This is a genomic window from Klebsiella sp. CN_Kp091 (assembly GCF_040065095.1).
In the GTDB taxonomy this organism is placed as follows: domain Bacteria; phylum Pseudomonadota; class Gammaproteobacteria; order Enterobacterales; family Enterobacteriaceae; genus Klebsiella; species Klebsiella aerogenes.
Genome location: NZ_JBEAIO010000049.1, coordinates 404,368 through 416,411, shown reverse-complemented (window position 1 = coordinate 416,411; position 12,044 = coordinate 404,368). Strand labels below are relative to the sequence as shown.

The window sequence follows — 12,044 nt, the reverse complement described above, 5'->3', positions numbered from 1 at the left end:
GTTTTTTTTTTGCATTTTAGTTACCCTCATGAATAACAGGAGTTACGATGAAAAAGTCATGTATTGCCGTTGCGCTGGTCTCTGCATTCGCCTTTACCGCAAGCGCCGCGCCGCTAAAAATTTTGATTGTCAACGACGATGGTTGCGAATCCCCGGGCAGTATTTCGCTTCAGGAAAAACTCACGCAAAAAGGTTTTGAGGTATGGATGGTCGCTCCTGCCGCCAATCAGAGCGGCATCGGTTCGGCCATTACCTTCAAAACGGGTAAAATCTTTGATGTAAAGAAGGCTGCTGATAAACGCTACTGTTTCCCGGGCACACCCGCCGATGCGGTTGATTTTGGCTTACGGGGACTACTCACTAATAATCAGCCGGACCTGGTTATCTCTGGCGTCAACGATGGCCCGAATACCGGGATGGCCCAGGTCAATTCAGGGACGGTAAGTGCGGCAGCCAGGGCTGTACGTTATGGTTTCCCGGCGATTGCGGCCAGCATTGGGTATATCTTTACCGAAGATGAAATGAAGAATAAATGGCCAAGTACACATAAATATTGGCCTGATGCGGTGGATTATGTGGTTGAGGTTGTTGAGACGCTTAATCGTAATCATGTTCCTGGTTCACCTTTAGTGCCTAAAGGATCGGGCTTAAGCATTAACTATCCGCCGCTGCCAAAATCAAAAATTAAAGGTGTACACTATATCGAAAATGAGATGTTCCCTACCCCACAGATTGGTTATGATATTTTGCCTGATGGACGCGCCAAACAAATCATCAACCCGGCATCGTTAAAGAACGTTGAGAACGATACCGATTCCGGCTGGCTTAATAAAGGTTATATCACCTACACCCTCTTTGATGGGGCAACGAACGCGCCGCAATTTCAGGCGCAATATGAAGAACTGCTGAATAAATAATTCACCAGTTTATTTCACAACTTTGTACCATCCACTTCGTTCCTGCCGGCGACACACTAAATCGCTGGCAGGCGATGTTTTCAATTTTTCATCACCGCCTAATTATATTGCTTAAGCCCTCATCCGTACTGTACGACGCGTACCGTTCCAATATCAGGTAAATACTTGATTGAGTTCAAAAGTTAGTCTGTTTCGGACTATTCCTGGTTGTTTATGGTTTTTTTAACATCTAACCTCATTTTTCTATAATTCCACAATTCACGTAGCGAGCAGCTCATGACCTTCCCTGCACATTCTTCAAATCTGCCCGACTATGGGTTTGCTCGTAGCCTGGGACTAGCCTCTGGTAGTGATTTTGATTTTACCGCGCTGGCCGCACAACTGGACTGCTCCCGTGATTTCTCTCAAGCCGGGATAATCTATTCCGACGGAATGAATCGCTGGCTTGTGCGCCCTTCACGTAGAATCGCCACACCAAACCAAAGTAGCGTTAGCCATGTTATCGTGACAAAAATTGCATCCTCGACGCCGCACAATGCCGCAAAAGCCACGATCAAAACGCTACAAGCACCGTCACTGGCTAATGAAATTACCTCCACGGCTATAGCCTGCGGTGCTGCCGTGGTCACTGTCTTTTTAGCGCTTGGAGCTGGCGCGGCCATCCCCCTCACCGCCGGAGCCTCTGGCGTGGTGGCAGCAATGATCACTGCCGGTGGTGTGGCGACAGGTTTACAGTGTTTTATCGGTAGCGGACGTCTGTTAGCTATCGGTATCGGCCATGAGGAGGATATTGCCTGGCTTGACAGCCAGGACTGGTATACTGCAACCTCAACAGCCCTGGATATCGTTTCTTTAGCTGGCGCTGGTGCGGGTTTAAAAAGTACCATTGCAACATATAAATTAATGAAAGCCAGTTCCTCCTCCGGGGCGATAAACTGGCTCAAAAGTCTGAGCCGGGCCGAACGTAAGCGTATTACAGAAGAAATCATCCGCGCCCAAAATCCAGGAATTTCTAACGGTGGAATTAAGGCGGCCATGCAGGCGCAGCTTTACCCTAAGCGTTTCCCGTCTGAGGCAATACAGCGTTCTTTGCAGCGCGAATTAACGAATGCGGTTATTAATACCTCAGCCTTCGCGGGGAGCGCGCTCACCGGAACAATACGCCATCCGCAAAATGTGTCGCAATCCGGTAAGTACGTCATCGGCGTTATACAGTCGTTCTCATTTTAGATAGTTAAAGCACTCGGCATAATGAAATATATTAATGACAGTCTCAAACTGGGCACCATCGTTGAGCAAAGGATAAAGGAGCAGGATCCTAAGCAGTTAGAGTCCGCGAAAATGTACTTGATGGAGCATATGGAAACGCCTGTCGGGTTGCATACGGCTGGCGTGCCTTTTATTTTAAGCGCGCTGTTAAGCGTAATAAGTTTTGCTATGCCGCAGCTAACGCTTTGGGGAGCCATCTTTCAGTGGTTTTCCTGGCCCGCGCATGCTGTTTTTGCTGGTATCATCCCCACAGGTTTACTCTACTGTCTGCTGATCTTCCCGTCGATGACGCTGTTCTCTCGAGGTTTTCTGGCGGCGCTTAAGTTCTATCTAGGTCTGATTTTCCTGACCGCCGCGCTCGCCGCGGGAAATCTCATTTACGCATTCATTTCGGTATTCATATTTGGTGGGCATGCCGGTTTGCTTATAAGCGCTTTGGTTGGTGTATTGTTTAGCGCTGGGAGCATCAAACTCATTAACAGCGCTATGTTTGTAAAAACCTCAGCATTTTATTTACATAATCGAGTTTGGCGCTGGCAATTAAAACATCATGCACAAAATGCGATATGATAAAAAACCTCTGCTGGCTCATGCTGACGTTGTTAAGCTCGACGGGGCTTGGCGCCTGGTTTCTTCAACAGCAATATGACGCGCGCTCCGCCGACTTCCGCATCCTGTATCGCGAAATCACGGTAAAGGTGTCGCAGCACGATGCCATCATCCCCCTGCTTCCGGCCGGTCAAAATGCCGCCGAAGTCCAGCAGATCCTGCCGCAGATCGTGCAATGGCGGCGCTATGATTCCCTTGAACCGCGACGCCCCATCGTCGCGCAAAGCCCTGCACGCTACTGGCTGAATCTTCCGGGCATCTCCCTGCTGATTGATTTGAACACCCTACTTAACAGTCTCAATGAGAAAAAGACATTCAAACATCTTGCCATTCTCTGGGACGATACCACGTTGTTTGAGGAAGGTACCGCCTCTGCCAACACCTGGTGGCGCTGGGAGAAAACCGTCGCCAGCCCAACACAACCTCTGCTAATTAGCGCAGGCGATAACCCGCAGTGGCATCAACTGCCGTGGTGGCTGATACTTTCACCAGCACTGTTCTGGGCGGTGATTATCTATCTCGTTAATCAGTATCGAACCAATAAACGCCGACGGGATATCGCCGATCTACGCTCTCGCTATGGCGAACTCACTCGTCTTAATACCATGGGCGAACTGGCCGCCGGCATCATACATGAGCTTAATCAACCGTTGACCGCCATCATGAGCTATAACCAGGCGGCTGTGCGCCTGATTAAAAAAAACGATCCCGTAAAGATCCCCGAACTGCTTGAGGCCTCAGTGTTGCAGATAAAACGCATTGACGCCCTGCTCAGCCAGTTTCGTCTCAAGCTAACCAGCAAGCGCGCCGAATATCAGCCGGTGGACCTTCCGTCTCTGTGGCTACGCGTTTGCGAATTGCTGGATAACGAGATCAGCGCGGGGAAAGTTCGCGTCTCCAGCCATTTTCCGTCGGACCTACCCGCGCTTCCAGCGCCGCTGCTATGGGTAGAGCAAATTCTGCATAATATCGTGAGCAATGCCATTCAGGCGCAAAGCGCAAATGTTCCAGGTAGCGCGTGGATCCATCTGCAAGCTGAGCGAGTGAATGACGGTATCGCCTTAACTCTTACTGATGGCGGACCAGGGTTATCATCTGAAGCGCTGGAGCAGGTTTTTATACCGTTTTATACCACCCGTACTGATGGTGTGGGACTCGGCATGGCCCTTGCGGATACCCTTGTTCAGCGTCTTAATGGCAAGATAGAAGCGAGCAATATCACCGGACAAGGCGCCTGCTTCCGGTTATGGTTTCCGCTGCGTAATGAGGAGAAGTGATGGAGCAGTATATCTGGTTAATTGATGACGATGCGGCAATACGCGATTCATTAAGTCTGCTGCTCTCAACCGTTGGCTGGCAGACGCAGGCGTTTGATAGCGCACACGCTTTTCAACATCAGGCAGGGAATCTCGCCGAATTAACCGGTTGTATGCTGCTGGATATTCGCATGCCGGGGAAAACCGGGTTGACGCTGCTCGATGAGTGGCGCCAGTCAGGTCTAACCTTACCGGTTATTATTATGACCGGGCACGGTAATATTGATTTATGCCGTCGCGCCTTCAAAAATGGCGCATTTGAATTTTTAACCAAACCCATTGATGCCGACCTGTTATTCGAAGTGGTTGGCGAAGCGATGGCGCAGCAAAGCGCGCACCTCGAACAACAACAGAAATTACTGCCGCTGCAGGAAAAACTCGCCACCCTAACCGCACGCGAGCATGAAATGCTCCAGCAGCTGATCCAGGGCTACTCAAGTAAAGAAATCGCCCGTATGTGTTCACTCTCGCCGCGTACCGTCGAAGCGCATCGCGCCAATATTTTTAGCAAGCTTGAAGTTAACTCGCTGCCCAAACTGTTGAAGATTTACGCTGATGTCGCCAGCGCGTCTAAGTAAAAATACCTGGTACGTTCCGTATTCGCGGCAATAGTCGCCATGCTCCCTGCCCCCTAGTATTGCCCTATCGCCACTCAACACGACGGAGCATCACTATGAAACGTATCCTTCTAAGCGCCATCCTGCTCGGCAGCCTGGTCACTACCGCAAGCGCCGCCACGGGCGTTCTCAGTCAGAAAAATTTGTCAGTGGAGCTCGCGGATAAAATCGCGCAAAGCACGCTACAGTCCTGCGCCAAAGACAGCTACAACGTCGCCGTTACTGTGGTCGACCGTGCCGGTACGCCGCTATTAATGAAGAGAATGGATAATGCCGGCCCGCACACCGTCGAAGCCAGCCGTATGAAAGCGTTCACCGCGCTAACCACTAAAAATGCCACCAGCAATGTCATGAAAGGTTCTCAGTCTAACGCTGGGGCCGCGAACCTGCGTGATATACCAGACTTCCTGCTGTTAGCTGGAGGAGTGCCGGTTAAGATGGGAGATCAGGTCATTGGCGCGGTTGGCGTCGGCGGCGCGCCGGGGGGAAATTTCGACGAAGCTTGCGCGATGGCCGGGTTGAAATCTATCGAAGGCGAACTTAACCAGGGCTAATCCAAAGCGGGTAGACTATTGCTACCCGCTTTGCCATAGCGTGTTACCGACTCACATGCTGCATGGCGTTTTGCTCAACCGCCCCGCTTATCTTCTTCGCCCGACTTTCTTGACCAAAGAAGGTCAGTATCGCGATAATGATCGCCACCGTACCGGCAACGATTGCCATCGCCAGCCCATAGTTCTGTCCATGGTGTTCCGCAATCGTGGCCTGTAAAGTCGCATTAACCGAAGCGATAAGATTACCCAGTTGATACACAAAGCCCGGCAGCACCGCCCGGGTATTCGCGGGAACCAGTTCATTTAGATAGGTCGGGACCACGCCCCAGGCGCCCTGAACCATAAACTGCATCAGGAATGCGCCGATTCCCAGCATCAGTGAACCGCTAGCGAATGCCCACAGCGGGATAACCGGTAGCGCCAGCAGCGAGGCGGTAATAATGGCCTTTTTACGGCCAATCTTCTCGGAAAGCGAACCGAACAGCACCCCGCCGATGATCGACGCAATATTGTAAGTGACCGCAATAATACTGATCGTTTTCGGATCAAAGCCATGTTGCACTTTCAAAAATACCGGATACAGGTCCTGGGTGCCGTGGGAGAAGAAGTTGAACGCCGCCATCAGTACCACCAGATAACAGCACAATTTCCAGTGCGTTTTCAGTACCGGCAGTAGCGCCGTGCTCTCCTTTTTCGCCCGTGACGCCAGCCATACCGGTGACTCCTGCACGCAGAACCAGATAAACGGCAGCAGCAAAATAGGCGCTGCGCCGATAACAAACATCCCGCGCCAGCCGAGTAAATCAAATAGCAGCCCATAAGCGACGGCGGCAATCAGATAGCCAAACGGATAACCGGCCTGGAAAATTCCCGACATTAGCCCACGGGAACGGTCCGGGATAGTTTCCATTGACAGCGACGACGCCACGCCCCAAATACCGCCCATCGCCACGCCATATAGCACTCTTAAAACCAGAAAAATTGTTAATGAGGGCGCCGCGGCGGACAGCAGCTCGAATATCGAAAAGAAGATGATATTCAACATCAGGATCGGCTTACGGCCATATTTCTCGGCGAGCCGTCCAAAAATGAGCGCGCCGATAGGCCGTACGGCAAGCGTCAGTAATATCGCCAGCGTGACCTTTTCCAGCCCAACGTGAAACGTCTGGGCAATGTCACTCAGTAAGAATACAAGGAGGAAAAAATCGAAGGCATCAAGTGTCCAGCTTAAGAAGCTGGCAATGGCGGCATTGCGCTGTAGTGAAGTCCAGCCTAACATCGTGTTATCCCTATCCTGGCACAGCGGCCTGGAGATGTAGCAGCTACCCGAATGAACATGCAGGGCCAACTGCATATGTAAATGTAAAGTTTCTTAAGTTACCCATATGTTAAATACACCCAATAATCGTATGGCCGCAAGTTAATTAGCATGCTAATTTGTTTCAAATTAAGTATATGTCCCCTGATATTCCGCGCTGGCAGAATGTATAGCATTTGATATACGGCTGTTCTACAATGAGCTGTATACCAATTGCTATACAGGAAAAGAAGATGAAATCAGATATCCAACTCAACATCCGGGCGAAGGAGTCCCAGCGGGCGCTGATTGATGCGGCCGCTGAAATTCTGCACAAATCGCGGACCGACTTTATCCTTGAGATGGCCTGCCAGGCGGCAGAAAACGTTATTCTCGACCGTCGGGTGTTTAACTTAAGCGATGAGCAATACGCCGAATTTATCGACATGCTGGATGCGCCGGTTGAAGCTAACCCCGCTCTCGATAAATTGCTGGCGAGAAAGCCGCAATGGGAAAAGTAAGCGCGCCTGCACCGCTATCCTCATACCATCAGATTGCGGAATTTTGTTGCGGAGAAACGGTTCTCGATCAATGGCTAAAACAGCGAGGAATGAAAAACCAGGCTCAGGGCGCCGCGAGAACCTTCGTGGTCTGCAAGGAAGATAGCCACCAGGTGGTGGGGTTTTATTCGTTGGCAACCGGCAGCGTTAATCACACGGAAGCCACTGGCGGCCTGCGGCGTAATATGCCCGATCCTATCCCGGTCATCATTCTCGCCCGCCTGGCGATCGACTGCGCTTTTCACGGACAGGGGCTGGGAGCTGATCTACTCCATGATGCGCTCTTACGCAGTTATCGCGTTGCCGAAAATGTTGGCGTACGTGCCCTGATGGTCCATGCCCTGACCGATAGCGCGAAACGATTCTATCTACACCACGGATTCAAAGCCTCAACCACCCAGGAACGCACTCTTTTCCTCGCGCTGCCTAAATAACTCCACCTTTCGTCATTTTCTCTACCACACTTATCTTTCAGTTCGGGAACCACACCAAAGGAAGGATAACGATGAAGAAAGTGGCGATTGTCGGCGTTGGGCCGACCGGGATCTATACTTTTCATTCCCTGGTTGAACGGGGTGAGCCGCTGGAGATAGTGCTCTACGAGCAGGGTGAAGAGGCTGGCGTCGGCATGCCTTATAACGATGAGCATAACTCAGCGCAAATGCTGGCGAATATCGCCAGTATCGAAATCCCCCCCATCTATATTACCTATCTGACGTGGCTACAAAATCAGAGCGAAGACTGGCTCAGCCGGCATGGCATTGAGCGTGAGGCCTTACATGAGCGGCAATTTTTACCACGCGTGATCCTCGGCGACTATTATCGCGATCGGTTCCTGGCGGTGTTGGAGAAAGCAAGGTTAGCGGGTTTCAACGTTAGCGTGCGCGAGGCCTGCGAGGTGACCGATCTCAAGGCGGAACAGGATGGCGTCAAACTGTGGGTTAACCATGCGCCCACAGCGGAACGCGCGGATTTTGCCGTTATCGCCACCGGACATCTCTGGCCGCAGGACGATGATTCCCCCCGCGAATATTATCCCAGCCCCTGGAGCGGTCTGATGCAGGCGCAGATCGCGCCGTGTCGGGTCGGTATTATGGGAACGTCACTCAGCGGTATTGATGCCGCCGTCGCCGTCGTCATTCAGCATGGCCATTTTTCGGCTGACGCCGATGAGAGCGTCCATTTTCGGCTGAATGACGCGAGCCATAAACTCCACATCACACTGATGTCGCGAAATGGCATTCTGCCCGAGGCCGATTTCTACTGCCCCATCCCCTATGAACCGCTGGAGATAGTCACCCATCAGGCGCTGGAAGCGGCCATCGCTAAGGGGAGCGAGGGATTGCTGGATCGCGTATTCCAGCTTATCGTCAAAGAGCTGGAGCTCGCCGCGCCGCAATGGTGCAGGCAGATAGGCTTGCGCCAGTTGACCGCGGATACGTTCAGCGACGCCTGGTTTATCGATAGAAAACGACACGATCCCTTCGCCTGGGCACATGTCAATTTGCAGGAAGTGGAACGCAATAAACAGCAACAGCATACCGTGCCGTGGCGGTATACCATTCTTCGTCTGCATGAAGTCATTGAGACGATTACGCCGCATCTTGATGAACGCGACCGCGAACGCTTTAAAACAGGGCTCGCCCGGATATTTATCGATAATTACGCGGCCATTCCGTCGGAATCGATTCGCCGTCTGCTGGCGTTACGGGAGGCCGGGGTTATTAGTATTTTGCCGCTGGGGTCCGATTATCAACTGGAGGTTCAACCACAGCTGACGGTCATCCACCACCATAACCAACGCAGCGAATTTGACGTCTTTATTGACGCCAGAGGCCAAAAGGCGCTGAAGAGTAAAGACATCCCTTTCCCGACGCTGCGCCAGCAGCTTCTCGCCTGCGGTGATGAAATCCCGGATATCGGTGATGACTACACCCTGCAGGCGCCAGCGTGCGCTCGCGGCCGCATTGCCTTCGGCGCGCTGCCGTGGCTGATGCATGACCGTCCTTTCGTTCAGGGGCTCGTCGCCAGCGCGGAGATCGGCGCCGCAATGGCCAGAGCGGTTTCACAGCAGGCCAGCGGACATCGGCGTAAGCTGTGGTTCAGTCATGATTGGTGATCCATTAGCATGCGATTAACAACTAACAGCCTCTTAAGCGCAACAACGGAAAAGAGGCCGTCATTCAGGCATGTTACAACTAAAGGTTATCAGGCAGCACAACGCTTACGAGGTACATATGAGTCAACTATTTAGCCCTGCGCGCATTGGTAAACTGGAGCTGGAAAACCGTATTGTCATCGCCCCGATGTGTCAGTACTCCGCCGAAAACGGCAAGGCGACCGCCTGGCACCGCATTCATCTTGGACAGCTGGCTTTTTCCGGCGCCGGTTTGGTGATTATTGAAGCCAGCGCCGTCGAGCCTGCGGGCCGCATTTCCCCGGCGGACGTCGGCTTGTGGGACGATGAAACCGAAGCCGCCCTGTACCGAGTGCTGGAAGATGTTCGCGCCTATTCAACAACCCGCATCGGTATCCAGCTGGGACATGCCGGGCGCAAAGCCTCCGTCGCTGCACCCTGGCTTGGCGGCGGTCAGTTGACGCTGGATAACGGCGGCTGGCAAACCGTCGCCCCATCCGCGCTGGCTTTTCATGACGGCGACCGGGCGCCAAAAGCGCTGAGCCATGACGATCTGGCGCGGCTTAAGCAAGCCTTTGTTGATAGCGCGCGGCGCGCCGAACGCCTGGGAATTGAACTGATAGAGCTGCATGCCGCGCACGGCTACCTGCTGCATCAGTTCCTCTCTCCGTTGAGCAACCAGCGTACAGATGAATACGGCGGTTCACTGGAAAACCGCTTACGTTTCCCGCTGGAGGTTTTCCAGGCAATACGGGAGGCGGTCAGCGAAAATATCGCCGTCGGCGTGCGACTTTCGGCGACAGACTGGGTAGACGGCGGTTGGGATACCGCGCAATCCATCGTCTTTAGTCAGCAGCTTGAAGCACTGGGTTGCGACTATATTCACGTCTCCAGCGGCGGGTTGTCGCCGCAGCAGGCGATTCAGGTCGGTCCTGGCTATCAATTACCGTTCGCCCATGAAATCCGCCAGCAGGTTAACGTTCCGGTCATTGGCGTAGGGTTAATTACCGAACCGCAGCAGGCTGAAGATGCACTGCAAAACGGCGACGCCGATCTGATTGCCATCGCCCGCGCAGCGCTCTACAACCCACACTGGCCGTGGCAGGCTGCGGCGGCTCTGGGGGCCCAGGTTAGCGTGCCGCCGCAATACCTGCGTTCAGAACCGCATGGGCTGAAAGGCACGTTAAAAGCTAATCGCTGAAGCTTAACGATATGAATGATAGCGGCGCATCAGCGCCGCTAGATTACGGCAGGGTTAATCGCGGGTTTGCACCCAGAACGCGTGGATGAGACCAGGAATGTAGCCCAGCAAGGTCAGAATTATATTCAGAACGAATGCCCAGCCGAAACCTTTACCCAGCAGTACGCCCAGCGGCGGCAGGATGATAGTAAATACGATTCTCCAGAAACCCATACACTCTCCATACAAACAAAATTAACGACTTAAAAAAGAGACCTCGTCTCTAAGCATAGTAATTCTACCTGATGCCGCCACGTTAGCCGCCCCTTTTACCCGATTTTACGCATCTTGTAATGAGTATTCCTTCAGTGAGTGTGCAATTCAGCCGATGTATGGTTTTGTGAGTTCGATCATGTCCCCCTCACCGCATTGTCGTTATCCTTAATCTAACTTGTATGGTAGTAGACTATAAACAACGCGGTAAGGAAAAGTTTTCATGCAAATGACGATGCGCTGGTTTGGACCAGACGAAGATAAAGTCACTCTTGAGCAGATCCGTCAGGTTCCGGGGGTGGAAGGTGTGGTCGGCGCGCTGTACGACGTTCCGGTTGGCGAAGTCTGGCCACGGGAGAAAATTAAGGCGTTAGTCGAGCAGGCCCACGCTAACGGCCTGACGATGGAAGTTATCGAAAGCGTGAATATTCACGACGCGATTAAAATCGGGCTGCCGGAGCGCGATCGCTATATCGCCAACTATCAGCAAACTATCCGTAACCTCGCCGCCTTTGGCGTTAAGGTCATTTGCTACAACTTTATGCCGGTTTTCGACTGGATGAAAACCGACATGAACTACCGGATGGCGGACGGGTCGCTGACGATGGCTTTTGAAAAAGCCGGCATCGATAAAACGCTGGAACAGGTCGTTACGGAAGTGCTCAGCAACGCCAACGGCTATGCCCTGCCGGGCTGGGAGCCCGAACGTTTAGCGCAGGTACAGACGCTATTCGACAGCTATAAAGCGGTCGATGACGACAAACTGCGAGAAAATCTGCTCTATTTCCTGGAGAAAATTATCCCGGTCTGCGAAGAGGTCGGCGTGAAAATGGCCATTCATCCTGACGATCCGCCGTACTCTATTTTTGGTCTGCCGCGCATTATTAAAAACCGCGACGATCTCGACTGGTTGTGTCGCGCGGTGGATTCACCGGCAAACGGTATTACCTTATGTACCGGCTCTATTGCCGAGGAGCCGCAAAATAACGTTTATCAAATCCTCGCGGAATTCAGCCAGCGCGGGCGCATTCATTTCGCTCATGTCAGAAATATTAAAATCATAAAAGACAAAGATTTCTACGAATCGGCGCACCCTACCCGCTACGGCTCGCTCGATATGTACCGGGTGATGCAGGCGCTGCACGACAACGGCTTCGACGGCTATATTCGTCCCGATCATGGCCGTTTTATCTGGGGAGAAACCGGCCGCCCGGGATACGGTTTATACGATCGCGCGCTCGGCGCCACTTACCTACTGGGATTATGGGAAGCGCTGGAAAACCAGCACGCCTGATCCGCTCGTCACCCTGGTGCC

The 12,044-nt window shown here is 52.6% G+C and carries 13 protein-coding genes; 11 read left to right on the top strand and 2 right to left on the bottom strand.

Annotated features, from left to right (window positions below):
• The first annotated feature begins 47 nt into the window (after positions 1 to 47).
• From surE to ABLV17_RS22560, 6 genes are all read left to right on the top strand, one after another.
• Positions 48 to 917 (top strand): 5'/3'-nucleotidase SurE, encoded by an 870-nt coding sequence (surE, locus tag ABLV17_RS22585; protein ID WP_348854656.1) that lies wholly within the window; start codon positions 48 to 50, stop codon positions 915 to 917.
• A 276-nt stretch (positions 918 to 1,193) separates the two neighbouring features.
• Positions 1,194 to 2,147, top strand: a complete 954-nt coding sequence (locus ABLV17_RS22580) for a hypothetical protein (RefSeq protein ID WP_087860752.1) — start codon at positions 1,194 to 1,196, stop codon at positions 2,145 to 2,147.
• 21 nt (positions 2,148 to 2,168) lie between these two features.
• Entirely contained in the window at positions 2,169 to 2,756 is a 588-nt protein-coding gene (locus ABLV17_RS22575; protein WP_308957983.1) for a hypothetical protein, read from the top strand.
• Positions 2,753 to 4,072, top strand: a complete 1,320-nt coding sequence (locus tag ABLV17_RS22570) for an ATP-binding protein (RefSeq protein WP_308957982.1) — start codon at positions 2,753 to 2,755, stop codon at positions 4,070 to 4,072. Before ABLV17_RS22575 ends, ABLV17_RS22570 begins: the two co-directional genes overlap by 4 nt.
• Positions 4,072 to 4,689 (top strand): response regulator, encoded by a 618-nt coding sequence (locus ABLV17_RS22565; protein WP_213794065.1) that lies wholly within the window; start codon positions 4,072 to 4,074, stop codon positions 4,687 to 4,689. Before ABLV17_RS22570 ends, ABLV17_RS22565 begins: the two co-directional genes overlap by 1 nt.
• A gap of 95 nt (positions 4,690 to 4,784) precedes the next feature.
• Complete coding sequence (locus ABLV17_RS22560) at positions 4,785 to 5,282, top strand: heme-binding protein (RefSeq protein ID WP_087860748.1); 498 nt, start codon at positions 4,785 to 4,787, stop codon at positions 5,280 to 5,282.
• Between the two features lie 43 nt (positions 5,283 to 5,325).
• Here the strand turns inward: ABLV17_RS22560 and ABLV17_RS22555 are convergent, their stop codons facing one another.
• Positions 5,326 to 6,561 (bottom strand): MFS transporter, encoded by a 1,236-nt coding sequence (locus tag ABLV17_RS22555; RefSeq protein WP_047067471.1) that lies wholly within the window; start codon positions 6,559 to 6,561, stop codon positions 5,326 to 5,328.
• A 272-nt stretch (positions 6,562 to 6,833) separates the two neighbouring features.
• Here ABLV17_RS22555 and ABLV17_RS22550 point away from each other — a divergent pair, with 272 nt between their 5' ends.
• The 4 genes from ABLV17_RS22550 to ABLV17_RS22535 all read left to right on the top strand — a co-directional run bounded on the left by ABLV17_RS22550 (position 6,834) and on the right by ABLV17_RS22535 (position 10,477).
• Positions 6,834 to 7,100, top strand: a complete 267-nt coding sequence (locus ABLV17_RS22550) for a DUF1778 domain-containing protein (RefSeq protein WP_015705366.1) — start codon at positions 6,834 to 6,836, stop codon at positions 7,098 to 7,100.
• Positions 7,088 to 7,573, top strand: coding sequence for a GNAT family N-acetyltransferase (locus tag ABLV17_RS22545; protein ID WP_087860747.1), 486 nt, complete (start codon positions 7,088 to 7,090; stop codon positions 7,571 to 7,573). The genes ABLV17_RS22550 and ABLV17_RS22545 overlap by 13 nt, the downstream gene beginning before the upstream one ends.
• Positions 7,574 to 7,644: 71 nt before the next feature.
• Positions 7,645 to 9,258, top strand: a complete 1,614-nt coding sequence (locus ABLV17_RS22540; protein ID WP_308957981.1) for an FAD-NAD(P)-binding protein — start codon at positions 7,645 to 7,647, stop codon at positions 9,256 to 9,258.
• A 118-nt stretch (positions 9,259 to 9,376) separates the two neighbouring features.
• Positions 9,377 to 10,477 carry an NADH:flavin oxidoreductase/NADH oxidase gene (locus tag ABLV17_RS22535; protein WP_087860745.1) on the top strand — a complete coding sequence of 367 codons (1,101 nt, stop codon included), beginning with the start codon at positions 9,377 to 9,379 and terminating at the stop codon, positions 10,475 to 10,477.
• Positions 10,478 to 10,531: 54 nt separating this feature from the next.
• Here the strand turns inward: ABLV17_RS22535 and ABLV17_RS22530 are convergent, their stop codons facing one another.
• A complete protein-coding gene (locus ABLV17_RS22530; RefSeq protein WP_259924650.1) occupies positions 10,532 to 10,690 on the bottom strand; it encodes a YqaE/Pmp3 family membrane protein in 159 nt (52 codons plus the stop codon).
• Positions 10,691 to 10,952: 262 nt separating this feature from the next.
• Between ABLV17_RS22530 and uxuA the strand changes: the two genes are divergently transcribed.
• Entirely contained in the window at positions 10,953 to 12,023 is a 1,071-nt protein-coding gene (uxuA, locus tag ABLV17_RS22525) for a mannonate dehydratase (protein WP_308957980.1), read from the top strand.
• The last annotated feature ends 21 nt before the right edge of the window (positions 12,024 to 12,044 follow it).